Consider the following 26,854-nt stretch of genomic DNA (forward strand, 5'->3'; position numbering starts at 1 on the left):
CAGGCTTGAATGAATGCTGTCATTTTCTGAAGAGAAAATTGACCAAACACAAACATGCCTTTCCAGTTAATGAATGAGATATCTAGTCACCATCGTTGGCTGGAGCTCTATGCAGACCTTGAATGACATCTTGAAATTTTCGATCACTCTTTTATCTATTTTAAATCCTATTGGAGTTATTCCTGTATTTCTTGGATTTCTTCGCACAAAGAAAAATTTGAATATCAGTAAGGTTTCGAATGTAACAGCTCTTGCGACGGGCACGACGATTCTTATCAGTTTATTTTGTGGGCAAACAATTCTAGGATTTTTTGGTATTTCCATTTCGTCGTTCACCATTGGCGGTGGCATTCTCTTATTCACAATTGCGTTTAGTATGATCTCAGCTCATCAGTCTGATTCCAAGATCAATAGCGAAGAATTGGAAGGTGTCGACTTCGAACGAGAGATTGGCATTATTCCATTAGCTATTCCGCTCCTATCGGGACCCGGTGCTATATCGACCTGTATTATTCAAGCTAAGTCTTTTACTTCGACATATCATTGGGTCGGAGCCGTGATCGTAGTGGTTCTTATAGCAATAGCCATTCGCTATATGTTGTTTTTTTCTCAGGATATTGGACGTAACTTAGGACAAATTGGAATTAACGTCATGACGCGTATTATGGGATTATTGCTTCTCGCGACATCTATAGAGATGGTTGCGTCGGGAATCAAAGAGATGTTACCAATTTTGAAGGCAAGTGTGAGCGTTTTAAATATCTAATTCTATATATATTGTGACGTTTCACACAGTTTGTGGCGTCCCATTGTCGGTCGAAGGTCTTCCCGCGTATCTTTGAAAGATGGATTTACGAATTCACTCTTTTTTATTCTTGTCTTTTTTGTTTGGCCTGCTGGGGTGTGCTTCTGTATCTCGCTATCAACCGGCACAAGTGACAGCGCCGGCTTCGGTGAAGGTGGATAGCAATCGCGAAGTCTCGGTAAGTAAAGTCCTCTTCCAGTTTGAGCTTAAGCAGATTGATATAAATACCTTGTTAGAGGTTGAAGTGACAAATCAAGAGAGTACGACAAAGTCCGTAGGGTTTGCTGATATTGTTTTGACCACAGCTGGGACAAAACTTTTGCCGGTTAAAAAAGTGGGACGTTATGATGCCTCTGGAAAATATGTTCCTATGAAGAGTCCTAAAGAGAAGTTTGAACTTAAAGAGGGTGAGTCTGCGAAAGTTATTTATACTTTTCAGGGACCACCACCAAATCCTGACGAAGCGGCGCCTCCTCAAAGCTTTAAATTGAAGGGGCATATTGCAAGTGGCGATAAAAAAGCTCCGGTATCAATTGAATTTGCTGGGACGCCTTAAAGAGTTTTTTAGAGAGCAGTGCCGATGCTACGGCTTCAACATCGTGCGAAGCCTTTCTAATTCGGAAAAAACTCCTTCGTGAGAAGTGCGAATATCAAGAAGGGTATTCTGCAAATCAAAACCAGCAGGAATTGAATGGCCTGTGGACTTCTCAAGTTTTTCGAGAAGAGTCGCCAAATTATTCGCCCCCACATTTGCGCTCATGGATTTAAAGTCATGAGCGATTTTGTGAATGGCATTTATGTCGGAGTTCTGGAAAAGACTTTGTATGATCTGAGGAGTATCATGGAGATAAATTTCGATGATTTGCAGAACCAGGTCTTGTTTGCCATCGTCGAATTCCAAAAGGCTTTCCATTCGAGATAGCTCGATGTGCTTAAATTTGGTGCTTCCAATTATTTCTTTAAACAAAGCCATAAAACTCCCAGGCATCGCTAGTATACGAAATGGCCCAGACTTCACAACCACAAATGAAAACAGATCCCCTTTGATTTTTTATGGAATGCGCGAACTTTGAGGTCTTGAAACCTTGAATTTCGATTTTCAAACTAAGTAAAATCAAAGTATATAAATTAATAAGAGGTTATAATGAAAAAGCTTATTGTATTAGCAGTTTTGGTACTATCCGGAGTGGCGCAGGCTAAGACAGTTCAATTTTCAGTAGTTAACTACGGAAGTTTCATTACAGACGTTTCGGCGGAACTGGTGGCTACAAAAAATGGTCAAAGCAAAGTTTTAACTCAGGCGCTTTCGCAGCGGTTGTTGACTAATAAAAAAATGACCTTGAAAAAGAGCGTCGAACCCGATGCAGAGATTATTGTCCGTTATAAAACTGTGATTGCTGCCGGGACATCTCCGGCCGAGTGTAATGGAACCATTAACTTTAACAAGTCAACGGAAGTTGTTGTCGTTATGAATGGTCCTCACACCAAAGTGCACTGTCAGGTCAAACAGAAGTAATATAATCTTCATGGCAAACCTCACTAGTAAGGTCGCAAGAATATTTAATGACAGGTGTAGAATTCAACCTCGTCGATGGCCGTTCGATCAGAGAGTGCTTCATGAAGATCCCAGACCCGAGGTAGATCCCAGTCGGAATCTAACATCACTAGATAGTCATTCTGATTGACCGAAAAACCCCCGACGGCGACGACAGAGTGACCGCCACCATTTCTTTCACCTACACGCCGAGGAAGCCACAAGCGAATGTCTTCGGCATCTTTAGAATCGCTCTTTTGAAGTTTAAAAGGACCGTTGGTCATATCCATGCCGACGTTGAAGGAAATCAAAACAGGAGATCCTGTCTGAGCCGCTGTCTTTACGTAGTCCTGTGCTTTTGCTAAATCATCGAAAGTCTTCTTGGTGCAAGAAAATCCGTACTTCTTGCCATAGCTATTCATAATACCCAAAATTGAAAAACGGTGTTGCAACACCAAATAGTACTGATTGATAGCATCGGCCAGAAGACCGGTGCGACCTTCTTCCGTCGATACGTCTTTAGCTAAGTCGCCACTGCCCGTAAATCCGCTCAAATTTAATTGCAGTAAGTAATCGTCCAAAGCATAACCGGTGCAAGTGCCACCCTGTTGTGGGTAAAGCTTTAGGACTGTTTGCAAGCCTTGTGGAGGAGTCGGTGATTGTGTCGCTTGAACATAGCTCACTGTTGCCGACGAGGGATCTAAAACCATCAAAGAATTCCAGGTGCCGTCGTGATTGACGAGTTCTCCTAAAAGAATTTGTGGCTTTGAATCAACCTTAAGAATAGAGCCGATACCGACAGAAAAGTCCCCTGTTGGAAGAGCTTGTACAACTTGTGCGTCCTCGAGGCTTCGAGCCGCCGCCAGAGAAGACATTCCTAGGAAAGAAAAGAAACATGCAAAAAGAACTGCTGTTTTCATGCTCAACGACTAACATCGAGTTTAATCGAGTTTCAACTCAAATCGAGAGAGATTCATGACGGATCGTCCTAAGCAATCCGTCATTTAGCGACCCTAGCTAAATCGGTGTCATATGGTGACCAGAATCGTTATTAAATATGATAACGAACGCTGGAAACCACGGTATTTGGCTTAAGCCATAAGTAAGCACGCAACACAAAGGCCGTCTGATTATGAAGGAACTGGTGATACCAGCGTTTGGTCACAAACTCGGGAATAACGACGGTTATCAGCTGAGTCGCCTGGTGTTCTGAGTGAACCTGATCAATATAATTAAGGACGGGCTCAATGACAGAACGATAAGGCGACGGCAAGATCACCAAAGGAATTTCAGGAACGACCTTGGCCCATTGCTCTTTTAGTTTTTCTGTCTGCTCGATTCCAAGCTCTACATAGCAAGCGCGAACATCGCGGGAAATAGAGCGCGCATAGTGAAGTGCTTGTAAAACACCAGGATGCAAGTTTGAAACAGGAACTAAAGCCGCATGACAAGAAGGCATCACCTCTAATGAGTGATCACCAGAAAGTTTTCCTAAACGACGAGCGACATACAAGTAATGTTCTTTGATTTTAAGGAAGAACCATACGAAGGCAGGAATTAATAAAACAATAATCCAAGCGCCACTCGTGAACTTCGTGATGGCGATCACCAGAAGAATTACAAATGTTGTGATGGCTCCGACCAAATTGAAGATCAATGCACGAACCCAACCTTTTTCACGAATGCGCAGGTGATGGCGCACCATTCCTGATTGCGATAATGTGAATGATAAGAATACGCCCACCGCATATAAAGGAATCAAGTGATGGGTGACGCCTCCAAAAATAATCAGCAAAAACATTGCGGCAAGACTTAATCCGATAATCCCATTCGAGAAGACAAGACGATCACCAAGGCTTCCCAATTGGCGCGGCAAATATCCGTCACGAGCTAGCAGACTTGCCAGACGAGGGAAGTCCGCATAACTGGTGTTTGCAGCCAAGAACAAAATTAACGCTGTTGAAATTTGCACAAAGTAATACATGAAGTTTGTGCCGAACACTTGAGATGCAAGCAAAGATACCGCTGTCTGACCTTCGTGAGGAACAATACCCAATAAATGAGCGAGGAATGTGATTCCTAAGAACATAAATCCTAAAAGGCTCGACATCCAAACCATTGTGATCTTAGCATTTCGTTGAGCAGGCTTTTTGAAAATAGGAATTCCGTTCGAGATGGCTTCAATCCCGGTCAGCGCGGAACATCCCGACGAGAACGCACGTAAAAGCAAGAACACAGGAATTTCCGGATACACTTCATGAATAATCGGTGCTTTGGCGATCTCGTAGCCCATCAGAAGTTGGTAACCGCCGACGACGATCAAAGTTATGATAGAAATGACGAAGAAGTAAGTGGGAAGGGCGAAGACACTGGCAGACTCTTTAACTCCACGCAGGTTCATCAACATCACAAACAAGATAACGGCAGCGCCAATAAGAACCTTGTGCTCGGTCAGCCCCGGAAAAGCCGACGTGAAGTTTTCAACGCCAGCCGCTACTGATACAGCAACAGTCAATGTGTAGTCGATTAAAAGAGAAGCTCCAGCGATCAAACCTGCTTTGCGGCCGAGATTTTCTTTTGCAACCGTATAGGCACCACCACCGTTAGGGTACGCATCAATGGTTTGACGATAAGACAAAGTAATGATCACGAGAAGTGCTGCCACAGCAAAAGCGATGGGCAGGGACCACGCCACAGCCGTTGTCGCGAACAAGGAAAGTGGAATCAGGATCTCTTCCGTCGCGTAAGCAACAGACGACAGAGCGTCTGAAGAAAGCACTGCCAAGGCTTTCCATTTCGGAATAAGCTCGTGTGCGAGATGTTCTGATGATAGGGGACTCCCAACAAGGGTTCTCTTGAGGCGACGAACGAAACCCACTGACTTATGCTCCGTAAAAACAGTATTAAAAAATAAGTATCTTTTATTGCAAGAACATAAGCTAAAAGGCAATTTTAAGAGCGTAAAAAAAACATAAAAATCGCCATAAAGCCGTTTGAAATCTGAGACTTGATCGCAGAAAGGCTCTAAAATCAACGTAAAGTTAGACGCTTCGAGTTAGTGAAGAGTCTAACCCACTGTTGAGATTCTTTTTATATCCTAGAAAAAAGGCAATAGGCTAGTTGCTTGCCTTAATCGTGAAAGAGCAGTCGTATTGGTCTGCTTCGTCCGTTACGTAAACAAGATAGCTATAAAGATCATCGTCACCCGCGCGGAAGACCACTTCAAAAGTTCCTTCGTTTGGATGTTCCATTGTAAAGCCCGTCATGTCGTAAGCATAAAAGCAACTGTGTTCAAGATCAGCACCTTCTCTTGCTTTTGCGTCGATGTTGCATTGCTTTGTTGTCTTAGAAAGAATTTTCGACGCACAGACATCGCTTACGTGAAGTTTTTGACCTAAGTCTTTTACATCTTCAGAGACTGCGGCATGAACGTTAAAACCGATAATGCTTAAAAGAGCTACGATAACTAGTTTCATAAATCATCCTTTTCGATTGGCTGGATGGGGCCTTTTACCAGATGTTAAACTTCGAAGGAAATACAACATGTTATGTGCGAGACGCATTATATACTTTGCAATAAATTGATAAGATTGCGAGACGAAGGTCCGTTGTCAAATATACGCTCTGCCTGGAAAGATAAAGTAATGCGATGGTGGAGTCTTTTATTTCTAGGAGTAGTTGGGACCTCTGTTTCTCATGGATATGGGAAGCTTGCGCCCTACGTGGATACGACAAGTGCTAGCTGTCCTGAAGTTGATCTCAACAAGGACAAGAATTCTCCATTCAATAAAATCCCCATGTACGACCAAGATGGTTCGAATCTTTGCTATGCTTATGCTGCCTCAGAGATGGTGGATTATTATCGTATTAAAAAAGGGGATACTTCTTACGACCTCACCAATCCGGTGTATGCTGGTTGGGCCACGTACTACAAAAATAAAACTATCAAAGACAGTTCCCTTGATGATGGTGGACGCGCCAATGACGTGATTGCAGCCCTGCGTGAAGAGGGTGTTTGCAGCGATAAAGAAGTGAAGCAAAAACTTTCGCAACTAACATCCAGTGGTGCTTCTGAGCCTGAAATCCTTGGATTTCTTGAGGTGGTCTACAAGAACTATGGTGGGATGTTTGCGGATAAAAATTGGGTGAAGACCTATGGCGAAGTTTCCCAGCGCATGAGTATGGATTGTGATCGTCAAGAAAACCTGAAAGCGACCTTGGAAAAGAAGGGTTTGTTTTCGGTGGCTCCGACGGTGGTTCTTTCCAAAACCTTCACGGGTTGCAAAAGCAATCCAGTGAAGATCCCTGAACTTGAAATGTTCACTGTGGGAAGTGACGGGGATATGGGGAAGGCCATGGATAAGGCCCTGAAAGGCGGGATGCCTGCGGAAGTGAACTTGTGCTCCGGCTTTTTTGATGATCCCAACTCGCGAGGTTTGCGAGGCGGGATCGCTGGGATGGCTCCTCGGTCATGGATCACGAATATAAAAAAAGATTGTGGCAGTCATGCCGTTGTGGTTTCGGGACGAATGAATATCAATGGCTCATGCAACTATCTCGTCCGCAATTCTTATGGCGCTTTTTGGAAGCCTGATGGTGCGACTGCTTGTGCATGTAAAACTCGCTCAGGTGAATACAAACAGCTTTGTACAGATCCTAACGAAGTGGCAGAGTATGTGGGCTGCTGGTTCGACAGCAAGAACCTTCTTCCCAATGTCGGAGGTGTCGGTGTCTTTAAATAAAACTCTTACCGCCATTATTTTTTTATTGAACTCAAATGCCGCCTTCGCTTGTGATGAATTGTCTTGGACCGTCAACGGCAAGAAGGAAGGAATTTGTTATCATAAAAGATACGAGGCCATGGTCTCTGCAATATGCCTTGATAAAAAATGCGGCGCTGTCGAGTTTCTGAAAAAAGTGAAAGGATTGCGACTTTCAGACGAAGGCATTGTTCAAAATCCTGGTTCGCGCAACTGCAAATTCGTAAATGGCACGGTTGTCATGGGGGCCAACGAGCGCGGTAGTCAGAATGCTTTCTGCCAAGCTAAAGATGGGTCTTTAGTCGACCTGTCAGCATTGGGACTTCAAGCCAAAAAACAATAGCATTTCCATTCTCATTGGGGGCTGCTGCTCTTAAAATTCAGGTGAGGTGCCGTCCTCAATAAAAGGAGTTTCTTATGGAAATGCAAAAGGACACTCTGGAAGTTGGCAAAAAGCTTGTCGATTACTGCAAGAGCAATCAAGTCTTAAAAGCTGTCCAAGAACTTTACTCTGAAGATATCATCAGCCAAGAGGCAATGGAATCTCCCGAAATGCCGTCGCAGGTAAAGGGCTTAGAAGCTATTAAAAAGAAAAATAAACAATGGGAAGATTCGATGGAAGTTCATTCTTCGCAAGTAGATGGTCCATTTCCTTTAGGCGATCGTTTCGCTGTTCATTTCAAATACGATACCACAGATAAAAAAACAAATAAACGATGGCAGATGGAAGAAGTGGCCTTGTACACTGTCAAAAATGGCAAGATCATCAAAGAAGAATTCTTCTATACTATGTAAGAAAAAAAGGGCTCAGTAATGGGCCCTTTCTTTTTTAAAAAGATAGAGCCTCAAGGGAAAGTTCTGGTGTTGTTAACACCTCGCCTTGGCTGGTTGTGAAGTGATAAACAACTGAATTTTCGGATTGAAAGCTTTGAATTTTTGTCAAACCGCCGCGGCTTTCGAGATCATTTTGGATTGATGGTTGAGAAAGCAGATCCATAACCTGCCTGTTACTTGAAAACTGTCCACAATCTGGTGGAGGAGGAAAACCACCTCCGCTTCCGCAAATACAAGGATTGCAACCAGCATATGCTGAGCCCGCCATTGTGATGATGGAAAACACTGTAAGAATGAACTTATTCATGGGAACCTCCGTGCTTAAAGAGATAATTTATTTTGACCCTTTCATTAAATTAATCTATTAAAAGGTCATAAATTGACCCTGTCGCAAACTCTTTTTTGAGCTTTTTTGGAGCACCGAAGGAATAGGTTATGAGACTTGAAGAGACAAAAATTAAAAACAGTCTGAAAACCCTCATGAAGCAAAAGGGGCTTCAGTATAAAGATCTATCAAAGTCTTTGCGGATTTCCACGGCCACAGTGAAACGTCGTTTGAATAAAGGTGAAATCGGAATTTCTCAGTTAACGGAAATTGCAGAATGCCTTGGGGTCACTCTTTACGAGTTGATTGAAATGAGTAAAAACGATTCTTCGAAAGTATATCTCTTTTCTGAAGATCAAGAGCAACTTTTTGTGAAGGATTTTTCTTACCTGATGCTTTTCCGTGAAATTATAAAGAGCAGCTCTTTCGAAGAGATCAAAGAGTCATTGAGCCTGAAAGAGCCGGAACTACGAAAGCGACTCAAACGTTTGGAGGACGTTGAATTGATCAAACTTATGCCTAAAGATCGTATCTCATTATTGGCAAAGTTCCCGTACAAGTGGCGCGAAAACGGGGCTCTTCAGCGAGCTTACTTTGCAAAGAACATTCAATCCTTATTCGAATACACGAGAGCTAATTATAAATCCTCAACATACTCCCAAGATACGGGGAGCATTTGCAAACCTTTCGAATTTCTTTTGTCACCAGAAAGTCATAAAAGTTTTAGTCGAGATTTGATGGACGTGTATTCAAAATATTTGAATCTTTCAGAGATCGAATTGAAATCGAAAAACAAAAACAGCCTGACTGTTTCTGGGATTTTGCTTTCTGATGTGTTCTCGATCTGGCAAAATCAGGGCCGTGGGATGCTTAGCCCTGTGGATATTTAATCATTGAGAGGGATTTGTGCACGGCTTTGGATTTTTTGCTGTGCAGATCTTTCCAGTCATCACCAGGGATTTCTCTGTTCCAAAGAAACCTCGGACACGATTCGTGGACCAGGGTTCTTTTCGATAGTTTACAATCTTCCGCAATCCAATAAATTCTAAGATCAAGGAATGAAGTATGAGTTTGGATCAGAAGAATGATGAACTGATAGCCCATTGTGAACTTATCTGTCAGATCATGTCGATCGTAGTGCGAGAGCTGACCGGATGTGGTGACGATCTGGATTTGACCTATGTGAACGGCGAGCATTCGACGATATTTAGGATTAACGTGTCGCCCGCCTACAAAGGACGCTTGGTCGGTACTCAAGGAAGAACAATCAGTGCCTTGCGAAACCTTTTAGCAGCTATGGCAGGCAGAAAAGGTTATCGTGCGGTTATTGATCTCGTGGAATAGATCGTTTGATCTTTTTGCTAGTAAATGATCAAGCTTTTAGGCTGTGACTTTACTTTGCGCATTTGTTCAATCAACCATGATGATTCTTGCCCTTGATTGGTTGCGTAGTTGGCTCCGGTCCAGCCATACCAGTCCCAACATCCCTTAGGGTTTCCAGGAAAATTGTCAGTGGTGACTTGCGTTTGTGGAAAATAAATCATGATGCGATTTTGTACAGGTTCGGCATATTCACCATAACCCGAGTCATGGGCAAATCGATAGGCCCCCATTTGAGGTTTGTGCGCTGAAAACTCATAGTCTTGAACCGAGAGAACATGAGTGAGCTGAACTTTCGCTTCATAAGCAGTTTGGAAATTGTCATCAAACGAATCCGACATCTTGCAGCCATGAAGGGCCACGTGCAAATCACAAGCTGCAGGATTTTTCAGGCAGAAAGTATTGGCATAAAGATATCCATAAGAGGCGACTGATCGAGGGGCATTCACTTGAGTGACCTTATAAAGATTTTCTTCTTTGAATTCTCCACGAATTAAATTTCGATCTAAAAGATGATTCAGAATCTGTCCGGCAATATCGAGATTGCAGTTGGCGATGTATGGAGTTTTCGCTTCGGCACAGTCAATGCCGTCGGTTCTGGTCGTGGGGAAATTGTGATTTCCTGAAGAGTAAACCATTTTAATAGAATTTGAAGGAACGCCAAGGCGACTATAAAATTGGTTCAACTTTTCTGCCATGCTTGCTTGTACTACCTCGTCATTAGAGCCGTGATAGATCAGAACTCTTTGGTTCGCTATGTTTGCGAGCGGAGCAATGGCGCCGTGGTTTTCGAAGTCTTTTAAAAAGTCTAAATTCATTTCACGGCGACCACCATCTTTTAAATTCTCTGGTTGATGTGTTCCTTCGGGATGATTCATACAAACCGTCATGGCTTGGTACATAGGATTTTGTGGTAGTGGCTCTAACGCGGGTTTCTTATTTGTTTTATCAGTCAAGGGAGACAATTGAAATGGATCTACAATCTTTAGAACTCCTTCTGATGTGAAGCCGAACTGAAAGAAGCCTGTGGATCCATAGGCCGCTAGATTTTCTTGATAGGTATTCTGCGCACAATAGAAAACACCACCAGCGACTGTTGCTACGCCTGAAATCTGATCTGAATAAATTGTTGCCATTTGTGATGCCATGAATCCGCCAGAAGAAATTCCGGAAACTGTGTAGGCAGCAAAAGATGGAAGTGGAAGAGCTAGAAGAAGTACTATAACAGAACGACGATGCTTCATCGAAAATCCTCAAAGTCTAAGATCAGTTGTTCTGCCCCAAAGACTTCGCTTATTTGCGATGAAGAACCAACATAAAAATGCATCCATGTTGAAAAATAATATTAGAGTAAAATATCGGATCTAGTTTTTCGTTGAGCAAATACTCAAAGAAGGTCACTCGTTCTCCATAAAGCCCTGCATTTTTAAGTAAGCCAATACATCTTGTGAATACTGTAGGTGGGACTTCCGCGTATATTTTATCTGAGTATAAACTTGGGCTAAATTTTCAACCCCCGATTCTTCTACCATTTTTCTTAGCTCAGGATCATTCATGTAGCGTTTCATACCTGCGGTCTCGCGATCTTCATAGCAGGCTTGAATGTCTTGTAGTGAGTAGGGATTGTATTTTTCGCGATGAACCAGAGATTGGAGCGGAAGGCGATCCCTTAGAGCCGGTGACTCGTCTGGATATCCTAATGAAAACCCAACCACGGGAACAACGTGACGTGGACAAGTTAGAATTTCGCCAATCTGGGCACAACTTGCTAGAGTTGTACCCATATAACAGATTCCAAGGCCTTCAGCCTCGGCGGCTAGGGCTGCATTCTGTGAAGCTAAGATCGCATCGATAGAGGCAATCATAAAGCTCATATAGTTATCAAAATTCATAGCTGCTTTAGAAACCTTCAACCATTCACGCATGCGATGAAAATCTGCACAGAACGTCAATAGTAGAGGAGCCTCGAGAACCATGGATTGTTCAAAGTGAGGTTTGTATAAGCTCTTCTTAATTTCTGGGTCACTAGTGACGATTATGGAATAAGCTTGCATGTTGCCAGAGCTAGAAGCTCTACTTGCAGATTGAAGAATGCGTTGAAGTTTCTCTTCCTCCACGGGCCGGTCCTGATATTTTCGAATAGAGCGATGTTCGTTCATTTTAGATCCCTGACTTTGCAATTAATGCTTCCTTGAGTGGGCTGTGGAAGCTTTCGAGACAATACTAAAAAGGAATGTTGAAAAATATGGAATTATTGGTATATATCTATAACTAATGGATATAGATCGTGTACGCTACTTTCACATATTTGCCCAGGCTGGCTCTCTTGTTAAGGCTGCTGAGCTTTTGAATATTTCTCAACCGGCATTGTCGAAGGCTTTGAAGCTTTTGCAGGATGAAGTGGGAACTCAGTTGATCGAACCCGATGGCAGGGGGCTGCGTCTGACTCCGGGGGGCCATCACTTTAAAAACATCACGGCGAATCTTTTGGCCCAATGGCAGAATGTGGCTCATCAGATGACAGTGACGAACCAAACGGCACCGGTCCGTTTTGGCTCATTCGAAGTTTTCACGACCTATTTTATAGAGCCGTTGTTTGAAGCCCTGGGATCTGAAGGTCTTGAAGTTCATTCCTATGGACCTGGTCGTCTTGAAGAGGCGATCGCAAAAAATCACGTGGATTTGGGGTTGACCTATGTGCCGATTCCTAATGCCGGTGTTGAGTTTTTAGAAGTAGCCAAAATCAAAATGGGTGTGTTTGGCTTGGCCAAGCATACTAAGAAAAGTTTTGATGAATTGGATTTCATTGTACCTCTTCATCCCCCTGAAGGGACGCCATCAAAAGCCGTGGGGCTTGATGGATGGCCGGATCATTTGATTACGAGGAATATCCGCTTCCGTGTAGCTATGATGTCGACAGCGATTGAATTGGTTAAAGCGGGACATGGGGTTGCCTATCTGCCGATTCCAATTGTAAATTTGCATAATAAAAACGTTGTCTCAGAAAAGAAGCTGATTGAAATACCGTGCGCGGTTCCGCAAAAAGATCGACTGCAAAGTGTCTTTTTGGTCAAACCCAAAGGCACGCCAGAGACTCAAGCGATTCGTAAGATCGCCAGGAGTCTGCGCTCTTTAACATAGACAATTATAATCTGTGATCACCGTCGCGGACGATTCGTTCAACTTGCTGCTAATGACGCAAGCTATGCAACAGGACAAATTTATGGCTCTTCCGGAGGAAATGGTCAGCCTTGACCCATTCGTTTTTCTAACGGCTTAAGTCTATCCGTTTCTTTCCCAGAGTAGATAGCCTGACAAACGCTTGAACGGGGCCGCCCACTCTTTGCCTTTGAAAAATTCAATAACCTTGAAGAATCCAGGCATGGGTGTTGCGCGGCCTACTTTTTCAGAAATTTCAGTGTAGTAGCGCTCTTGTTTTAAATGCCAACCCCGATTTTTAAAAAAGCCCATCCAATCGTCAGGATAAAATTGAAAAGGTGCATTTTTTAAAGCCTTCATTCGCTTTGGATCTTTTAAATAGCGATAGGACTTCGGCGAAATGTATTCACCGATCCAGTATTTAAAATTTGGATGGGCCATCAAGTCCTCGGACAGCTCTGAGACTTGGCCTTGAGTTAAATATGGCAGAACGCCTTCAGTAAGAACTGCGATCTTCGCATGCTTTGATGCAAGATCTGCTAAAAATGATTTTCTAGAATCTCTATTCGTCAGATCGAGACCGACGCGTTCGAGTCTGCATGTGGGTTCGATTCCTTGCAGATACTTTTTCTTATGGTCGATAACGTGAGGAAAATCGACTTCGATCCACTGAATATCTTTGCTAAAATTCATGCGATAAGGACGACTGTCCAGACCGGCGCCCATATTTAAGAATGTCGTGACCCCTTCGGAAATAAGATCCTGGATCATTTGATCGATAATAAGAGTGCGCATGATCACTGTCCACTGGGTCCACTTTGTAGCCTCTGAACGAATTTGCTGAATTCTAGAGATTTGGTCCCCTAAAAGGATGCGTGCATAAGGATCTTTGAAAAGAGCGTCTTTGCGGTCGGTCTCTAGGACCCGATAATAAGCGACCCAAAAAGAAGTATCCGAGACATGCTGAATAATTTCTGCCATATATAAAAAGCGTATTGGAATATAGCCCGTTTTCAAGGCTTCGAGTGTCATAATTCACACACATGAGAAGATCTATCTTGTCATAATCCTAATTTGATTAATCAAAGGGGAAGCCGTTATACCCTTCCTTCATAGGAGACGTTTATGAAAATGCTTTTAGTTCTATCTGCTCTCATTCTTAGCCCACTTTTCGCCTCAGCTTACCAAGGTTCTGTCAGCTATGCGTGTGGCACGAAGCAAATTAAACAATTCAACTTGGAGGGAGTGACATTCACGACTGAAGCGTTGGCTCAACAAGGATACACCATCAGTGTTGCGAATGGAGTTGTTGATTTGAATCAGGGGACGGAAAGCGTGGTGATCGGCACATTGCAAACTCTTGGTGAATGCAGCTATACAGCAGGTCTTGAAACAGCCTTCATTAGTTTCAACAACTTGAATCTTGCTATTGATGTCAATGTTCAACAGCTCAACTCTTGCGAAGCCATCACGACAGACGGTTTCTATGGAGTCAAACTTTCAACAACGTTCAAGTTCATCGCATTGGATAGCGGTTATGACATGACTTTGAACTCAAAATATATCCAAGGCTACAGCAGCATGGAACAATGCCAAGCTGAGCACGGGAAGTAATTGATTCTTTTTGCAAGGCCCTCAACATGGGGGCTTTCCCAGTTTGTGTTGAAATTCGGTAAAAAATAAGAGCTTCTGTTTTTGAATACCCTTCTTAAGGCCTTAAAGGCACTCGCCTATCTTCGTTAAGGTTTGAAATTTCACAAGTTTTTTATCATGACCAAATAGCTTTAAAAATTTTATCGGTGAAAGACTGATAAAGTAAATATTTAGTATGAACTTTTGAAATGAGACGATAAATTGTCCTCGAGTTTTGGACTTAATTTTAAGCCTCCAAAAGTTTGGTGATGTTTTGTGCGAAAAGATCTCCTAACGAAGCACAGGAGTTGAAATCCTGTGCTTCCTCGCTTCTCATTTAACATATAACCAACAGTTAAAAATATATAACTGCAATGAACTATTAATTATAGTTTGTTGCGGCTAATTATCTTCCTGAGATGTTCTTCTAACGAAAGGAAGATTTATATGAAAAAGTTTATTCTATTCACAGCTCTTGTTCTTCAGTCATTCGGTTCTTTTGCTGCGGTTTTGACGATTCAACCAGGTGAGTCCACCGGCAACTGTACGATTGTGATGGGGCATAAGTATTGTCAGAATGACAATAACCAGAATGATGGCGGCACTTGCTACATCGCTATGGGACATAGGTTCTGTGATAATGGTTTAGCTCATGCAACGACAACTGCCACTGGCTTTGGAACTGCTCCAGCGACACAAACTGCAAATTTCTATTGTTCTGTTTGTTACACTGACGATCAAAGAGTTGCAGAGACTTGTAAGGAATCTGCTCAGGCATCGGCAGAACAGACTTGCAAGGCCCAAGGATATTCAGGTGCGGTTGTTCAGAGCTTAGCATCGACTCTTCGAAATCGCGGTGGCTTTTGCTATGATCGTTATTCTGGCGGACGTGCCGCGACATTAATTTTGAAAACAGACTTCACTTGTACGCCATAGTGTACCTTGGAGGTTCCGATGAGATTCAAGAAGGGCATAGACGCGAGAGAGTGAATCGTCTATCCTGATTTCAAACAATCGGATCGGAACTTCTATGAGCCAGTTTTTTAATAAGCAAGCCTCTCAAAACTACGACGATAAAAATAGCAAGTTAGCCTCTATTTCAGATTGTATGCATTTCCTGATTCGCCTGACCCTCAAGGATCTGCCACAAAGGGCTCGCATTCTTTGTGTCGGAGTGGGGACTGGGGCAGAGATCTTATCGTTATCTAAAGAATTCCCTCAGTGGACTTTCGTTGGATTAGACCCTTCGGAATCAATGCTTGAAGTTTGCCGTGAACGTTTAGAAAAGGCCGGTGTACTTCAACGTTGCGAACTTATTGTCGGATATATTCAAGACTTGCCTTCGACAGAGCAGTTTGATGCTGTCTTGAGTATTCTAGTCGGCCACTTTGTGAAGCCTGAAGAACGATTGAGGTTCTATACGAACATGGTTGCTCGTACTCGTAAGGATGGTTACTTTATTGATGCAGAGATCAGCTTTGATTTAGAATCTCCCGAGTTTACCTCCATGCTGAAAAATTGGGAACAGGTACAGTCGTTGATGGGGGCTACCACTGAGTCTCTGGCATCGCTGCCAACTCAACTCAAAGAAATACTAACGGTTTTGCCACCACACCGAGTGGAACGTTTGATGATTGAAAGCGGGATTAAAAATCCCATTCGTTTTTTTCAGGCATTTATGATTTCTGCCTGGTATGGAATCAAATAATCATCGCGTCTCAAATTGAGATCTTCATAGGTCCGTGAATTGAAAGAGAAGTTCTTCATAAGTTGGAGGCCTTCTATGATGCGATTTAAAGCTCAGCGGTATTTTATTGCTGTCAACGTTTTGGGCATGTTGTTGCCATTTCAGAGCCATGCGGCTCCGATGTGCGAAGATCTGTTCACGGTTGAAATTTCACGCGAACGCAAAGAGCTTCAAGTTGATTGGATGAATGACATCTCGTTCATTGAAGGCATCCAATATAGAGAGCGCTTTGGACAAGTTGCAAGCTTCTATTCTAAAAAGTGGGACACTCAAATTTATCATTCTAGCAGTGGAGTTCCTGATGCCAACGGACAGACTCCATTGGTAGATCCTAATGCTAAAGCAGTGTTCATTTTCTTTCATGGATCTGGAACTCAGAAGTCAAGCGGTGGAAATTTCATCGCGAACATGAATACCTTGGCGAATCTTGGATATTCATCAATCAGTTTTGATATGCCTTTTCATGCTCAGGGACCACGCGATACAAAGTTCAACGACTCGCGCATTTTTATGGAGTGGGTTCGTTCTATCGTTCTTGAAGCGAAAAAATCAGGCAAGCCTGTGTATCTTGCGGGACATTCTTTCGGTCCTGACGTGGCTTTGGAGTACGCGACTCGCTATCCAAAAGATGTCGATGGAGTTGTGGGTCTTTCACCAGCAGGATTTACGAAAGTTTTATCAAAGTGGTATGACGAACACACTTCGAAAATGAACTTTGGCGGAAATACCGCACAAAATGATGCCGGTGGGCTATGGGCTGGAAATATGTCTCATCAATTTCTTTGGTCAAAAGAAAAATTGGCAGATCCAACGATAGTAAATCCGCAATTGCGCATTCGTATTTTAAGTGGAAATCGTGAAGAGTATGTTCCTGCTCCAGTCGGCGGACCTCATGGAACTCCTATCGGTGATAATACTTATGATATTCGCGAACCACTTCATAAAATCTTCCGCAATGCTGAAGTGACAATTGAACCTGGAGTCGGCCACTATCTTTTCGAAGCTGTCGATAAGAATGGAGTGAATGTTGTTTTACGCGAGCTTCTTTTGGGAGCCGGTGAAAACCCAGCTAATATTAAACGTATTATCGAAGATGTGCGTAGCGAAAACTCACGACTTCATATGCCGGGACAAGTTGCAAAGAAGTATGCCCAAGATATCAACTTCAGAGCATGGGCTGATTTGACTTACGGCAAAGGAAAACTGATTAAAATGACCAATCAAGGCCTGGATGCTTTAGCTCAGAAGATTTTCGATGATTATCAAGTGGCCTTGAAAAATCGCGAGATGGAGATTTACAAAAAGATATTGAACTCCAAAACAGAGCATCCTGAGTTCTATGAAAAATATAAAGCGCAGATTGATCGCCTGAATCCCAAGGTTTCAGAGACGACTTTGTTCGTGCCATATATGCATATGGTGTTAAGACAAGGAAGTGATTCTTAACCGCTTAGATGAGGAATGAGTTTGCCCTGTCACGGAGATTTGCAAAAAACAATGCATTGAAGTTTGCAATATAAGAGTTCTTCGATACTCTTAGGCAGAATGATCGGAGGATTTATGGCGAAATTCGCATTGGGATTGATTTTAATATTTTCCGCCTCGGCATTTGCAGGTTTGTTTGAGCGAGGCCGAGTCTGTAACGTGGCCAATTCGATGCTTTATTGTAACGGTGGACTGACATGTCAACAAAACTCGATGTCACTAAGTTGTAACAATGGGATAACCTGCAACTCTACGGGGGTTTTCATGCATTGTTCAGATGGGGTATCCTGCACGATTCAAGAGGCGCATTTGACTTGTAATAATGGAGTGACGTGCGATCAGTCTGGAAATGTTTTGACTTGCCACTAAGAGATAAGCGCCTTCAATTTGAAAGCGCTTATACATAAGAGCTTACTCTGAATGAACTGAAGAATCAAAAACGAAAGGCTTCTCAGCGATCTGACAAGAGATCGTTTGCGGAGCTGATCCCAACATCACGCCGACTTGGCTATTGCCATTTTGGCGCACCCATAGAATGATAAAGCCGGCTTGAACAGCCAACGTCGAACCGTTATCTATCGATTCAACCATGATATGATCAGAAATGGTCTTTGTCTGACCATCGTCTGCCTTTGTGACTCTGACAGAAATATTGGATGAGCTGATTTGATTGCCAGCTTGAAGGATCTCATATTTCATATCTGAATCAGCACAAGTCGCAATGACTTTGGCAGAGCCATCAGCAAATGCCTGAGTAGAAATGGCGCTTAAAATAATAAGAGATAATGCTTTAAATACCGCAGTCGTCTTCATGGAAAGCTCCTTTTAAGATAGATTCAGGGTTGCTCTTCGCGAATTTCATTCCATCGCAGTGATACTGTTATTTCGAATAGAGACAGGGCACTGTAAAAACATTGTTCACAAATGTTAAATGGAGCTTTGAAATGCGTCGTGAATTCAATAAGGTGGGGGATTTCATGCTAGTTCTTATCCAAAGTGCCAATTAGGGGGCCGAGGCTTTTATAAATGTTTCAGAATTTGCGCTTCTATTTCTTAAAGCAAAAAAATTTGCTATAAGGGTGTCGATTGTGATGTTGGATCCAGAGCTCTTATAGAGTTTCTTTCCCGGCTGGATCTGCAAAAGTCACATGATGAAAGAAACCTCAACCGGCGCAATGCCAATGGAGGTTTCTATGTCTCTTCGAGTAATTCTATCCACATTGTTTTTCATGTCGTCCGCTGCCTATGCAGGGACTGGTGTAATTTCACAGAAAAAATCAAATGGTGTAGGTGTTTTAAATACGCCCGAAGCATTACCTATCGCTCTTCAGGTTGTAACAACAAACTATGATTCGACATTTGGTGACACTGTTATCTGTGAGTACAGCGTGCCGCTTAGAATCGCAGGACAAGATCTTACTTTCTCTGTTCACTTTGCAAACTCATCTTCTTCGGATTCGTGCAGCAATGCTGAGGGATTGGATGTCATTGCGAAATGGAAGAATTCAGTGCGTGGACAAGATCTCACTTATTCTTATGCGATGACGAAAACTCTTTCCTATGATTCTTCGGGAAATCAAGAAGAGCAAACTCACTGTTACGAAATCACTGATTTAGATGTCGATCTCCAGCTAGCGGATGGCACAACGATGAGCGCAAGAAGCCCGATTTCGCGAGTCGAAGTTCCGTTCAGAGCGTGTCAGGGTAAATCTGCAAGCTCTCTACAGGCAGTCATTCAAACAGTAAAAAAAGATGTGAAAACAGGTGAGCTGAATCCAGCCGATTTGAAAGTCTCTGGTGGCTTTTCGGTTCAGGGTGGCATCGTTGATGACAGGGGAAGTTGCATGTCCAATGACCAATACAATGTCTGTTACACATATTGCGGCTTCAAGCAGATCGCATCACCTGCGGGTTTACAGGTGCAATTTTCTTCTTCAACATTGATTAGAAGTCCAATAGGCGTCACTGCAAAACAATGCGCCGATATTAAAAGTGTTTGGATGAATGAGGTTTCCCGAAAAAGACTTTCATATACGTTAACAACATTCGATACACAGTCCTATAAGGCGAAATCGGGGAAGTGCTATCTTATGCATGACTACTGGCAAGTTTTTGAGGTCGATGGTATTGGCAAATTTGATCAGGGTAAAGAAACACTTTCTGTCGGTGCGGAAGTTTCTGCCAAACTTTGTGAGTAGTAATAAATTGGTCAGAGCTTAGGTCATTGACCTTAACAAGAGCAATTTATTCCAGGCCCGTTTGTAGCTTTTGAATTAAAGCTACAAATATGAAGCAGATCTTGGCTCTGACCATTTTCGTAGTTTTCTTCGCAATCAAAGCAAAGGCTGCCGGGGAGTTGTTGAACTAAAGTTTCCAAAAGCACTCCTTCTTAGGGAGTGCTTTTAAGGTGTGTTCCCAGAGCGGAAAAATTGATCTTCATTTTTAACTTCAACGATGGCTCGAAATCCCGAATTCGCCGACATACTTGTGACCAAAGTCCTTAATGCGTTGATGTTTCGGCCTTTTGTACCCAACAGGCGACCATAATCTTTTTGTTGAATCTCAATTTGAAAAATCGTGGTTTTGTTTCCGACAACAAAGGACACCTCATAACTGGGCGGGAAGCTAAGAAGAGACCCTAAAACTGAATGTACCACTGCGCAGATTTTTTGTCGTTCTGATGTCTTCTCTTCCTCTGTTTTTTCCAGGGCCAAACTTTCGATACTTTTTAGACCTGTGGATCTGATAACGGCGACTTTCTTTTCTTCCATGAGTGAACCTCTCATTGTCATTGTCGGCAGAAATCAGAGAAATGGTATGTAAAGATGGAGATGTTTATTCCTTTGGAAAAGATAATGTTTCATGCGTTCAAATGAAACACCAACATGCTCCATATATGATTATGAATGGGAGCGCAATGGTGGAATCCGGAGCACTTTACACTCGAGATAGTGTTCATGCAGTTTAAGTTGGATTTGTAGGGGGCCGATACTATTCCTGGGAGCACCACATGAAGGTACGTATTGGATTGAAACGATATATCAGGAAATCTGTCTTGGTTATAGCAACAGCCATTCTTTGGAGTGGATCTGTTCTAGCATCTCCGGGATCATTAACTTATCAAGGTCGCATTGTTCAATCAAACGGCACTCCTCTAACATTCAATAGTGTCAGCTTTATTTTTAAAGTCACAGATCCAACAGGTGGTTGCGTAATATATCAAGAGCAGTTGAATGGTTATGACATGACTAATTCAAATGGTATTTTTGACGTGCCGATTGGATCAGGTTCAGTTTCTTATCCGGCTGATGGCTCTTTAGGATTACTCGATTCCTTTAACAATTCGAAGGTCTTCACGTGCAGTGGAGGAGCCTCATATACGCCGGGCACAAGTGACGGACGTAAGTTGCGTGTTCAATTTTTTGATGGATCAGGTTGGCAAACAATCAGTCCTGATTCTGTGATTCGTTCTGTGCCTTTCGCGGGTTACTCTTTGTCGGCACAGAAGTTGGGAACTTATAGTCCAACTGACTTCCTATTGAAGGCCGGCTTACCGACTTGCGGTGCTGGAGCATTTCTTTCTTGGGACGGCACTCAGATGTCTTGTGCGACCGGCACGGGCGGCGGCGGAAGTGGTTCTGTGACTAGTGTGACTTCGAGCAATTCTTACGTGAGTGTTGCGAATGCAACGTCGGCTCCGGTATTAACGTTAAACGTAGGAACTGCTGCAAATACGGTGGCTGCTGGAAATGATTCCCGTATTGTGAATGCGATGCAGGCAGGGGCCAGCGCTAGTGGCGATTTGAGCGGCACTTATCCTGGCCCTTCGGTGGTTGCGCTTCAGGGTATTGGGGTCGCTTCGGCGACACCAACGTCAAATCAAGTCTTGAAATACAATGGAGCAAACTGGACTCCCACATCGCTTGCGATTTCTGATATTGCGAATTTGAGCACCCAGTTAAGCAACAAACTAGATGCTTCTAATATGCCTGCAAACTGTTCTGTGAATCAGACATTGACGTTCTCGAGCCCAACGGGAGTTTGGAGTTGCTCGACGATAACGGTGACCACTTCCAGTTTCGGTTCGCAGTCGGCAAATTCGTTTTTGGCTGCCCCCAATGGGTCTGCCGGCAATCCAACATTTAGATCTATAGCTTTGGCTGATTTGCCTTCGGGACTTGTTTCGGGCAGTGGCTCGTCTGGATATTTAGCGAAATTTTCTGGATCGTCGACCCTTGCAAGCTCACTTGTTCAAGATAACGGATCAATAGTCAGCGTAGGGATCACTCCGGATGCCTATAATCTTGCATCGACGCCGCTTCGTACTAGTAGCATTCAAATGGGTAATACGTCTAATTTTAGTAATCAAGATTACTATCTTTTAGCCGGGGCTAACACGACAACAGTGCCGGTCGCAAACACTTATCCTTATGCTCTTATAGCGTCGACTGCATATCAAAACTACAATGTGGTTGGAATCGGGGGATCCGCTGATGCCAATAGCAATGTTGCCGCCGCACAGCGCATTCAGTTTTTTACGAATCCAACTTTCAACTCGACGACTTACAATGAACGTATGCGCATCGACCCAAATGGCAACGTGGGCATTGGTACAAATTCACCAGGTCAGCTGTTAACTGTGGCTGGAACAATTGAGTCAACTTCTGGCGGATTCAAATTTCCGGATGGAACTACTCAAACAACTGCGGCTTCGGTGGGATCTTCTCAGTGGACAACCAGCGGCTCCAATATCTACAACGCGAATTCTGGCAACGTAGGAATCGGGACCTCGAGCCCTAGTCAAACTCTTGAAGTCAGTTCATCGACAGTCGTTCCATTAATTACTTCAACAGGAACTTATGGTGGTAATTATGTTGGGGGTGGATTTTTGGCTCAGGGGCTTCAGCGAGCTAATGGATACTTCTCTTTCGATAGCACTTCAAACGAATGGTTTGCGGGCATTCCCTATGGAGGCGGTGGTTACGTCATCAATTTTAAGTCGACGTCAAGTCATACCAATGCCACTTCAGATATTTCGGGAATAGGCGGGGCTTCAAATTATTTCTATATTACGACGGCTGGAAAAGTAGGAATCGGAACGACAAATCCATCATATACTTTACATGTCGTGGGAACCGCGGGCTTAAGTTCTGGGACCTCTTGGACGAATGCCTCGGATATTCGTTTGAAAGACATCAAGGGCGATTATGAATACGGCTTAAATGAGGTTTTGAAGCTTCATACTGTTCGCTATAACTATAAAAAGGACAACCCATTAGGATTGCCTGCGGATATTTCAAAGACAGGCTTCATTGCTCAAGAGGTGAAGGCTGTGATTCCTGATGCTGTCAAAGAAAGACCTGATGGTTTCCTTGAATTGAATGTAGACCCTATTCACTGGGCTGTGGTGAATGCGATTCAGGATCTTTACAAGAAATATATTCTGTCGCTGCAAGATGAAAATAAACGACAAGCGAAAGAAATCGAAACTCTAAAAAATCGTTTAGATTCTCAAGAAAAAGAAATGGCTCTAATTAAACAAAAACTTGGTATGTAAACTACTCTGGGGAAAGACGTTCTGGCTCTTCCCTGTCATTGAAATAAACTGTGATCGCTGGTTTCGCTGAAAGCGAGACATTCTGTGTCTTATACCATAGTGAAGAGCGAGCCTCTCCTAACGGGGATGTTATGATCATAGATATCTGCGTAACTTGTTCGTGGGGCCCGAATCTGATGGACGCCGTGTTGGATGCGGAGCTGTTGAGAATAAGATCCTTGCTAAGGTAAGAAAATCCTATGTCATTGCTATCTGGGATTCGCATTTCCACGACATCATGAAGATTGTTTTTTGAATCAAGGACTATAAAATCCGAGTCAATGTATCCTTGGCGATTCTCGTTTGAAAGTGAAATGCGCATTTTGCAGCCAGCCGCAATGCTTGTAATACCTTGGTCATCTTGGTCAAAATAGACAGTGAATGGGGACGGGTTCGTGTCGCTCGAGTCACACTTAATGTTTTGGATCAGGCGAGAGTTGGGCAGTGACAATGTTTTGCCGGTCCCGGCTGTTATCAAATGATTGGCATCCGCAAACTCGAGGAACTTTGCATTTGGTGAGATAGGAATTCCTTTGTATTCAGCCAGCGCAAAATCAGAAGCCCCTACGACTTCCAGATATTGTTTTAATGAAGTTTTGGCAAATAGATCTGATTGTAAAAAGCTATTGAAATGCCTAACTCCTATCGAGTTCTGGATGTCATTGTTTTCTGCATAAGCGGCTCTATAAATGAATTCGTGAAGAATGAGAGCAGCCTTATTTTTTTCATCCAGTTGGTTCCAGATAGATTGACTGAAAAGGTACCATCTATTCATTGGATTTGTGCTTCTGAATTGAACCGCAGCTTGCATAAGCTGACAATTTTCAGGAACGGGAACTCCTTCTCCTAAATCATCTATTCTTGAAAATTCGACACCTTCAGCAAAGGAAGATTCTTTGCTAAAGTCAGTCAGGTATTTTTGGTAAAGAGCCGCACGACTTGGATTGATAGCGGAAAGTGTGTTGATGATTTCCTGTACGATTTCGTTATGTTTTTTCCCATTTGCAGGGCGTGGATTGTAATCATAAGAAACTTTGCCTTCGTATAAATCAAAAACAGAAATTGAGTTTCTGCATTTAATAACTACGCCACCATTTCTTTTGGTATCACCCGCCCAAGCCAGTGAGGTGAGTGCAAAGAAGGTCACTATGTGTAGAAGGATTTTCATGGCGTTTCCTTTTCTATTAGAGTCATAGGGAAAAGCTGAATGCTGAGGTTGTAAACTTCCGTGCGGTCCCCATTTTCAAGTAAACGCGACATCTTTTGACGATATTTTTCTGTAAGTTCTTTAGCCTTTGGGATCTTCTTTGGATCAATAGCCATTGTTACAGAGCTGAAGTCGCGATGAGCTGGTGGAACGTTTGCAAGCGCGTCGAGACCTTTCTCGATATCAGCGCGCAGGGATCTGCGAATGGCAATACTGGGGATATCCATCGTTGTAGTGAGTCGTTCGTCGGATCGTTTTATTTGACCATTCTTGTAAACAATAAACCCAAGTTTTTCTAAAATATTTAAACTTTCTAAAACCTTGGATTTTGGGAGAGCCAAGCGATTCGCAATCCATTCGGCTTTCGACTGAAAATCTTTGGTGTTAACGAGGTTAAGAATGGCATAATGCTCCCACGATGAAAGCATGGCGATTTCATATTCAAGCAATTCACGCTCTTCCATCGTTTTACGTGATTGAACTGATACCAGAGAGTAGAGTTCCTGCTTTTGTGAAGGATCTAAATTGAGAGTTTGTGCGATTTTTTGCGCATAATAATCGCTTAGAAGACGCTTTCCTCTAAGAAGTTCACTCATGCGGCCGGCAGGAATGCCTGTTTTCTTGCTGAAAGAACGAACCGAGATGCGACGGTTTTTCTTACGTAGAATTTCAAAGTGTGTGTTTAAAAATTCCGAAACTCTATTGTCATGCATTTGGGTATCAATATCGAAGAGAAAATCCGTTGTCGAGGGCTGAGTGCCCATTGACGTAGCAAGTAATTAATATTTTGCTTAGCCGATTTTCTGATCGGTCTCTTCTAGAGGGCTTAAATTCGTTTGGACGGCCGGGAAGAGCTGAACGTTTAGATAATAGGTTTCAACGGAGGCTTCTTGGGCGCAGAGGGCGGCAAGGCGGATCTGAAACTTCCTAATAAGGGCACGGGCTTCCGCTAATTTATTGGCATTGCATGGCAAAATGATTGTACTGAAGTCGCCAGAGACTCTTTCGTCAGAATTGTAAAGGTTTAGAGCTTGTGAGAATGAGTGATTCAGGTTTTCGATCATAACAACGGGCTTTTTGATGCTTCGTCGACCGTCGACCTTTCTGAGTTGTTCGATGCTAACAAGATAGATAAAGTCTTGTTTTTCTGTGTCTGAAATACCTAGTTTTTCTGCAATCTTTTGTGCCAATCTTACGCTCAGGCGAGTTCGGCCATTGAGCAAGTCAGCCAATCGACCACTAGAAATTCCGAGATAACGTGCATAAGCCCTCTTTGAGAAGCGAGCATTACGTTGTTTGCGTTGCTCATAATCGTTAAGCAATATTCTAATGGGTTTGTTTTCGTCGCTCACGATATAATGACATACACTATTCTGTTTTGCGGCAATCGAGTTCAAAAAGGGGGCATATCATGCCCCGTAAAGGGCACTACAGTCACAGTTGTTGTTTATTCTGGCAATTTGATTCTTTTTGTTCCTTGAAAATTTCAATGAAACACCGAGGTGGTTGATGCAATTTCTTAAGGGAGTCCTAGTATATCATAGTTTTTGTTGAATGCTTCGAGTCGGATGCTTTTACTTTGCTCTTGGGAACAGAATAGCTAGATTTGAAAGATCGATAAGTCTGGAGAACATGAAATGACAGAGAGAAAGGCCATCAAAGCTTTGCCGATGGTGCAATCACTGAAAACCTTGGTTAAAAATTCAGGAACGACTTACGAAGAACTTGGTCGTAAAATGGATCTTAGCACCGACACTATTAAAAGACTCTTGGGTGGTTCGATACCTATTACGTTAGAACGGGTTTCTGAAATTTGCGAGTATATTGGAATCGATGTTTTCGAATTGGCGCGCATTTCAAAATTCGGCGAAAAGCCTGCGGTTGAAATTTTAACTCATGATCAAGAAAAGATTCTAGCAGGGGATGATGCCCTATTTGCTGTCTATTATCTTATTGTTATGGGTATGTCCTTTGACGAGATTCATGCGACTTATAAGTTATCAAAACATCAATTATTGAAGCTTGCTATCAAACTGGAAGATCTCGGTATTCTCGAACTGCATCCTGAAAATAAATTGAAGTTGTTGGTGTATAGAAAAATTCGGTGGAATATGAACGGTCCCTTGCACAATAAATACATGACTTCAATGGCCATGGACTTTGCAAAGGATGTTTATGAGTCCTCGGACTCTTTTAAGTTTTTCTTTAATTGTCCCTTATCTAAAGATTCAAAAGTGGAAGTTTTGCGCAAGCTCGAAAAAATGTGTCGTGAGATAGAGAATATTTCCGAGATGGATCTTAATATTAAAAATCGAACCAGTACGACGATGAATATTTTTGTCGGTGCAAAAAACTGGATGCCAGAAGTAACTCGCAAGTATTCACGTTAA

At 42.9% G+C, this 26,854-nt stretch carries 30 protein-coding genes; 17 read left to right on the plus strand and 13 right to left on the minus strand.

The window, feature by feature from the left end; genetic code table 11:
* Nucleotides 1-73 precede the first annotated feature (73 nt).
* Together VF412_RS05995 and VF412_RS06000 are read left to right on the plus strand one after the other, a co-directional pair.
* The gene (locus VF412_RS05995; protein WP_331338310.1) at nucleotides 74-766 is read left to right on the plus strand and encodes a MarC family protein; all 693 of its coding nucleotides are present in this window, start codon (nucleotides 74-76) and stop codon (nucleotides 764-766) included.
* Between the two features lie 79 nt (nucleotides 767-845).
* On the plus strand, nucleotides 846-1,361 hold the full coding sequence (locus tag VF412_RS06000) for a hypothetical protein (RefSeq protein ID WP_331338311.1): 516 nt from the start codon (nucleotides 846-848) through the stop codon (nucleotides 1,359-1,361).
* A 27-nt stretch (nucleotides 1,362-1,388) separates the two neighbouring features.
* Here the strand turns inward: VF412_RS06000 and VF412_RS06005 are convergent, their stop codons facing one another.
* Complete coding sequence (locus VF412_RS06005; protein WP_331338312.1) at nucleotides 1,389-1,718, minus strand: Hpt domain-containing protein; 330 nt, start codon at nucleotides 1,716-1,718, stop codon at nucleotides 1,389-1,391.
* A 231-nt stretch (nucleotides 1,719-1,949) separates the two neighbouring features.
* Here VF412_RS06005 and VF412_RS06010 point away from each other — a divergent pair, with 231 nt between their 5' ends.
* Nucleotides 1,950-2,321, plus strand: a complete 372-nt coding sequence (locus tag VF412_RS06010; protein WP_331338313.1) for a hypothetical protein — start codon at nucleotides 1,950-1,952, stop codon at nucleotides 2,319-2,321.
* A gap of 44 nt (nucleotides 2,322-2,365) precedes the next feature.
* Here VF412_RS06010 and VF412_RS06015 read toward each other — a convergent pair whose 3' ends face one another.
* The 3 genes from VF412_RS06015 to VF412_RS06025 form a co-directional block, all read right to left on the minus strand.
* Nucleotides 2,366-3,259, minus strand: a complete 894-nt coding sequence (locus VF412_RS06015; RefSeq protein ID WP_331338314.1) for a hypothetical protein — start codon at nucleotides 3,257-3,259, stop codon at nucleotides 2,366-2,368.
* A gap of 131 nt (nucleotides 3,260-3,390) precedes the next feature.
* Nucleotides 3,391-5,124, minus strand: a complete 1,734-nt coding sequence (locus VF412_RS06020) for an APC family permease (RefSeq protein WP_331338315.1) — start codon at nucleotides 5,122-5,124, stop codon at nucleotides 3,391-3,393.
* A gap of 331 nt (nucleotides 5,125-5,455) precedes the next feature.
* Nucleotides 5,456-5,815 (minus strand): hypothetical protein, encoded by a 360-nt coding sequence (locus VF412_RS06025; protein ID WP_331338316.1) that lies wholly within the window; start codon nucleotides 5,813-5,815, stop codon nucleotides 5,456-5,458.
* 168 nt (nucleotides 5,816-5,983) lie between these two features.
* Between VF412_RS06025 and VF412_RS06030 the strand changes: the two genes are divergently transcribed.
* The 3 genes from VF412_RS06030 to VF412_RS06040 all read left to right on the plus strand — a co-directional run bounded on the left by VF412_RS06030 (nucleotide 5,984) and on the right by VF412_RS06040 (nucleotide 7,894).
* The gene (locus VF412_RS06030) at nucleotides 5,984-7,081 is read left to right on the plus strand and encodes a hypothetical protein (RefSeq protein WP_331338317.1); all 1,098 of its coding nucleotides are present in this window, start codon (nucleotides 5,984-5,986) and stop codon (nucleotides 7,079-7,081) included.
* Nucleotides 7,068-7,442, plus strand: a complete 375-nt coding sequence (locus VF412_RS06035) for a hypothetical protein (RefSeq protein ID WP_331338318.1) — start codon at nucleotides 7,068-7,070, stop codon at nucleotides 7,440-7,442. The genes VF412_RS06030 and VF412_RS06035 overlap by 14 nt, the downstream gene beginning before the upstream one ends.
* Nucleotides 7,443-7,516: 74 nt before the next feature.
* Complete coding sequence (locus VF412_RS06040; RefSeq protein ID WP_331338319.1) at nucleotides 7,517-7,894, plus strand: nuclear transport factor 2 family protein; 378 nt, start codon at nucleotides 7,517-7,519, stop codon at nucleotides 7,892-7,894.
* A 34-nt stretch (nucleotides 7,895-7,928) separates the two neighbouring features.
* Here the strand turns inward: VF412_RS06040 and VF412_RS06045 are convergent, their stop codons facing one another.
* Nucleotides 7,929-8,240, minus strand: coding sequence for a hypothetical protein (locus VF412_RS06045; protein ID WP_331338320.1), 312 nt, complete (start codon nucleotides 8,238-8,240; stop codon nucleotides 7,929-7,931).
* 128 nt (nucleotides 8,241-8,368) lie between these two features.
* Between VF412_RS06045 and VF412_RS06050 the strand changes: the two genes are divergently transcribed.
* Both VF412_RS06050 and VF412_RS06055 read left to right on the plus strand, forming a co-directional pair.
* On the plus strand, nucleotides 8,369-9,148 hold the full coding sequence (locus VF412_RS06050; protein ID WP_331338321.1) for a helix-turn-helix transcriptional regulator: 780 nt from the start codon (nucleotides 8,369-8,371) through the stop codon (nucleotides 9,146-9,148).
* Between the two features lie 175 nt (nucleotides 9,149-9,323).
* On the plus strand, nucleotides 9,324-9,602 hold the full coding sequence (locus VF412_RS06055) for a KH domain-containing protein (RefSeq protein ID WP_331338322.1): 279 nt from the start codon (nucleotides 9,324-9,326) through the stop codon (nucleotides 9,600-9,602).
* 17 nt (nucleotides 9,603-9,619) lie between these two features.
* Here VF412_RS06055 and VF412_RS06060 read toward each other — a convergent pair whose 3' ends face one another.
* Both VF412_RS06060 and VF412_RS06065 read right to left on the minus strand, forming a co-directional pair.
* Nucleotides 9,620-10,882 carry an alpha/beta fold hydrolase gene (locus tag VF412_RS06060; protein ID WP_331338323.1) on the minus strand — a complete coding sequence of 421 codons (1,263 nt, stop codon included), beginning with the start codon at nucleotides 10,880-10,882 and terminating at the stop codon, nucleotides 9,620-9,622.
* Between the two features lie 153 nt (nucleotides 10,883-11,035).
* A complete protein-coding gene (locus VF412_RS06065; RefSeq protein ID WP_331338324.1) occupies nucleotides 11,036-11,797 on the minus strand; it encodes a nitroreductase family protein in 762 nt (253 codons plus the stop codon).
* A gap of 115 nt (nucleotides 11,798-11,912) precedes the next feature.
* Here VF412_RS06065 and VF412_RS06070 point away from each other — a divergent pair, with 115 nt between their 5' ends.
* On the plus strand, nucleotides 11,913-12,779 hold the full coding sequence (locus tag VF412_RS06070; protein ID WP_331338325.1) for a LysR family transcriptional regulator: 867 nt from the start codon (nucleotides 11,913-11,915) through the stop codon (nucleotides 12,777-12,779).
* Between the two features lie 141 nt (nucleotides 12,780-12,920).
* On the opposite strand, the gene VF412_RS06075 is transcribed toward VF412_RS06070, so the two are convergent.
* Nucleotides 12,921-13,778 (minus strand): SAM-dependent methyltransferase, encoded by an 858-nt coding sequence (locus VF412_RS06075; protein ID WP_331338326.1) that lies wholly within the window; start codon nucleotides 13,776-13,778, stop codon nucleotides 12,921-12,923.
* Nucleotides 13,779-13,922: 144 nt separating this feature from the next.
* Between VF412_RS06075 and VF412_RS06080 the strand changes: the two genes are divergently transcribed.
* The 5 genes from VF412_RS06080 (at nucleotide 13,923) to VF412_RS06100 (ending at nucleotide 18,030) form a co-directional block, all read left to right on the plus strand.
* Complete coding sequence (locus tag VF412_RS06080; RefSeq protein WP_331338327.1) at nucleotides 13,923-14,411, plus strand: hypothetical protein; 489 nt, start codon at nucleotides 13,923-13,925, stop codon at nucleotides 14,409-14,411.
* Between the two features lie 465 nt (nucleotides 14,412-14,876).
* The gene (locus VF412_RS06085) at nucleotides 14,877-15,365 is read left to right on the plus strand and encodes a hypothetical protein (RefSeq protein WP_331338328.1); all 489 of its coding nucleotides are present in this window, start codon (nucleotides 14,877-14,879) and stop codon (nucleotides 15,363-15,365) included.
* 94 nt (nucleotides 15,366-15,459) lie between these two features.
* Nucleotides 15,460-16,137: a class I SAM-dependent methyltransferase gene (locus VF412_RS06090; protein WP_331338329.1), complete on the plus strand. Its 678-nt coding sequence runs from the start codon at nucleotides 15,460-15,462 to the stop codon at nucleotides 16,135-16,137.
* A gap of 75 nt (nucleotides 16,138-16,212) precedes the next feature.
* Nucleotides 16,213-17,622, plus strand: coding sequence for an alpha/beta fold hydrolase (locus VF412_RS06095; protein ID WP_331338330.1), 1,410 nt, complete (start codon nucleotides 16,213-16,215; stop codon nucleotides 17,620-17,622).
* 114 nt (nucleotides 17,623-17,736) lie between these two features.
* A complete protein-coding gene (locus VF412_RS06100; RefSeq protein WP_331338331.1) occupies nucleotides 17,737-18,030 on the plus strand; it encodes a hypothetical protein in 294 nt (97 codons plus the stop codon).
* A gap of 42 nt (nucleotides 18,031-18,072) precedes the next feature.
* On the opposite strand, the gene VF412_RS06105 is transcribed toward VF412_RS06100, so the two are convergent.
* Nucleotides 18,073-18,474, minus strand: a complete 402-nt coding sequence (locus VF412_RS06105) for a hypothetical protein (RefSeq protein ID WP_331338332.1) — start codon at nucleotides 18,472-18,474, stop codon at nucleotides 18,073-18,075.
* A 380-nt stretch (nucleotides 18,475-18,854) separates the two neighbouring features.
* On the opposite strand from VF412_RS06105, the gene VF412_RS06110 reads away from it, so the two are divergent.
* On the plus strand, nucleotides 18,855-19,859 hold the full coding sequence (locus VF412_RS06110; protein ID WP_331338333.1) for a hypothetical protein: 1,005 nt from the start codon (nucleotides 18,855-18,857) through the stop codon (nucleotides 19,857-19,859).
* 204 nt (nucleotides 19,860-20,063) lie between these two features.
* Here the strand turns inward: VF412_RS06110 and VF412_RS06115 are convergent, their stop codons facing one another.
* Nucleotides 20,064-20,432, minus strand: a complete 369-nt coding sequence (locus VF412_RS06115) for a KH domain-containing protein (protein WP_331338334.1) — start codon at nucleotides 20,430-20,432, stop codon at nucleotides 20,064-20,066.
* A 239-nt stretch (nucleotides 20,433-20,671) separates the two neighbouring features.
* On the opposite strand from VF412_RS06115, the gene VF412_RS06120 reads away from it, so the two are divergent.
* Nucleotides 20,672-23,218 carry a tail fiber domain-containing protein gene (locus tag VF412_RS06120; protein WP_331338335.1) on the plus strand — a complete coding sequence of 849 codons (2,547 nt, stop codon included), beginning with the start codon at nucleotides 20,672-20,674 and terminating at the stop codon, nucleotides 23,216-23,218.
* A gap of 1 nt (nucleotide 23,219) precedes the next feature.
* On the opposite strand, the gene VF412_RS06125 is transcribed toward VF412_RS06120, so the two are convergent.
* The 3 genes from VF412_RS06125 to VF412_RS06135 form a co-directional block, all read right to left on the minus strand.
* On the minus strand, nucleotides 23,220-24,425 hold the full coding sequence (locus tag VF412_RS06125) for a hypothetical protein (RefSeq protein ID WP_331338336.1): 1,206 nt from the start codon (nucleotides 24,423-24,425) through the stop codon (nucleotides 23,220-23,222).
* On the minus strand, nucleotides 24,422-25,177 hold the full coding sequence (locus tag VF412_RS06130) for a TIGR02147 family protein (protein WP_331338337.1): 756 nt from the start codon (nucleotides 25,175-25,177) through the stop codon (nucleotides 24,422-24,424). The genes VF412_RS06125 and VF412_RS06130 overlap by 4 nt, the downstream gene beginning before the upstream one ends.
* 78 nt (nucleotides 25,178-25,255) lie before the next feature.
* Nucleotides 25,256-25,816: a DUF4423 domain-containing protein gene (locus VF412_RS06135; protein WP_331338338.1), complete on the minus strand. Its 561-nt coding sequence runs from the start codon at nucleotides 25,814-25,816 to the stop codon at nucleotides 25,256-25,258.
* 285 nt (nucleotides 25,817-26,101) lie between these two features.
* On the opposite strand from VF412_RS06135, the gene VF412_RS06140 reads away from it, so the two are divergent.
* Nucleotides 26,102-26,854: a helix-turn-helix domain-containing protein gene (locus VF412_RS06140; protein ID WP_331338339.1), complete on the plus strand. Its 753-nt coding sequence runs from the start codon at nucleotides 26,102-26,104 to the stop codon at nucleotides 26,852-26,854.

It is taken from the genome of Bdellovibrio sp., assembly GCF_036384735.1.
Classification (GTDB): Bacteria; Bdellovibrionota; Bdellovibrionia; order Bdellovibrionales; family Bdellovibrionaceae; genus Bdellovibrio.

Excerpts from the sequence above, each read along its gene's own strand:
- VF412_RS05995 (WP_331338310.1), top strand. The coding sequence starts at position 74 with ATGAGATATCTAGTCACCATCGTTGGCTGGAGCTCTATGCAGACCTTG.
- VF412_RS06000 (WP_331338311.1), top strand. The coding sequence starts at position 846 with ATGGATTTACGAATTCACTCTTTTTTATTCTTGTCTTTTTTGTTTGGC.
- VF412_RS06005 (WP_331338312.1), bottom strand. The coding sequence starts at position 1,718 with ATGGAAAGCCTTTTGGAATTCGACGATGGCAAACAAGACCTGGTTCTG.
- VF412_RS06010 (WP_331338313.1), top strand. The coding sequence starts at position 1,950 with ATGAAAAAGCTTATTGTATTAGCAGTTTTGGTACTATCCGGAGTGGCG.
- VF412_RS06015 (WP_331338314.1), bottom strand. The coding sequence starts at position 3,259 with ATGAAAACAGCAGTTCTTTTTGCATGTTTCTTTTCTTTCCTAGGAATG.
- VF412_RS06025 (WP_331338316.1), bottom strand. The coding sequence starts at position 5,815 with ATGAAACTAGTTATCGTAGCTCTTTTAAGCATTATCGGTTTTAACGTT.
- VF412_RS06030 (WP_331338317.1), top strand. The coding sequence starts at position 5,984 with ATGCGATGGTGGAGTCTTTTATTTCTAGGAGTAGTTGGGACCTCTGTT.
- VF412_RS06040 (WP_331338319.1), top strand. The coding sequence starts at position 7,517 with ATGGAAATGCAAAAGGACACTCTGGAAGTTGGCAAAAAGCTTGTCGAT.
- VF412_RS06045 (WP_331338320.1), bottom strand. The coding sequence starts at position 8,240 with ATGAATAAGTTCATTCTTACAGTGTTTTCCATCATCACAATGGCGGGC.
- VF412_RS06050 (WP_331338321.1), top strand. The coding sequence starts at position 8,369 with ATGAGACTTGAAGAGACAAAAATTAAAAACAGTCTGAAAACCCTCATG.
- VF412_RS06055 (WP_331338322.1), top strand. The coding sequence starts at position 9,324 with ATGAGTTTGGATCAGAAGAATGATGAACTGATAGCCCATTGTGAACTT.
- VF412_RS06060 (WP_331338323.1), bottom strand. The coding sequence starts at position 10,882 with ATGAAGCATCGTCGTTCTGTTATAGTACTTCTTCTAGCTCTTCCACTT.
- VF412_RS06065 (WP_331338324.1), bottom strand. The coding sequence starts at position 11,797 with ATGAACGAACATCGCTCTATTCGAAAATATCAGGACCGGCCCGTGGAG.
- VF412_RS06070 (WP_331338325.1), top strand. The coding sequence starts at position 11,913 with ATGGATATAGATCGTGTACGCTACTTTCACATATTTGCCCAGGCTGGC.
- VF412_RS06075 (WP_331338326.1), bottom strand. The coding sequence starts at position 13,778 with ATGGCAGAAATTATTCAGCATGTCTCGGATACTTCTTTTTGGGTCGCT.
- VF412_RS06080 (WP_331338327.1), top strand. The coding sequence starts at position 13,923 with ATGAAAATGCTTTTAGTTCTATCTGCTCTCATTCTTAGCCCACTTTTC.
- VF412_RS06085 (WP_331338328.1), top strand. The coding sequence starts at position 14,877 with ATGAAAAAGTTTATTCTATTCACAGCTCTTGTTCTTCAGTCATTCGGT.
- VF412_RS06090 (WP_331338329.1), top strand. The coding sequence starts at position 15,460 with ATGAGCCAGTTTTTTAATAAGCAAGCCTCTCAAAACTACGACGATAAA.
- VF412_RS06095 (WP_331338330.1), top strand. The coding sequence starts at position 16,213 with ATGATGCGATTTAAAGCTCAGCGGTATTTTATTGCTGTCAACGTTTTG.
- VF412_RS06100 (WP_331338331.1), top strand. The coding sequence starts at position 17,737 with ATGGCGAAATTCGCATTGGGATTGATTTTAATATTTTCCGCCTCGGCA.
- VF412_RS06105 (WP_331338332.1), bottom strand. The coding sequence starts at position 18,474 with ATGAAGACGACTGCGGTATTTAAAGCATTATCTCTTATTATTTTAAGC.
- VF412_RS06110 (WP_331338333.1), top strand. The coding sequence starts at position 18,855 with ATGTCTCTTCGAGTAATTCTATCCACATTGTTTTTCATGTCGTCCGCT.
- VF412_RS06115 (WP_331338334.1), bottom strand. The coding sequence starts at position 20,432 with ATGGAAGAAAAGAAAGTCGCCGTTATCAGATCCACAGGTCTAAAAAGT.
- VF412_RS06120 (WP_331338335.1), top strand. The coding sequence starts at position 20,672 with ATGAAGGTACGTATTGGATTGAAACGATATATCAGGAAATCTGTCTTG.
- VF412_RS06125 (WP_331338336.1), bottom strand. The coding sequence starts at position 24,425 with ATGAAAATCCTTCTACACATAGTGACCTTCTTTGCACTCACCTCACTG.
- VF412_RS06130 (WP_331338337.1), bottom strand. The coding sequence starts at position 25,177 with ATGCATGACAATAGAGTTTCGGAATTTTTAAACACACACTTTGAAATT.
- VF412_RS06140 (WP_331338339.1), top strand. The coding sequence starts at position 26,102 with ATGACAGAGAGAAAGGCCATCAAAGCTTTGCCGATGGTGCAATCACTG.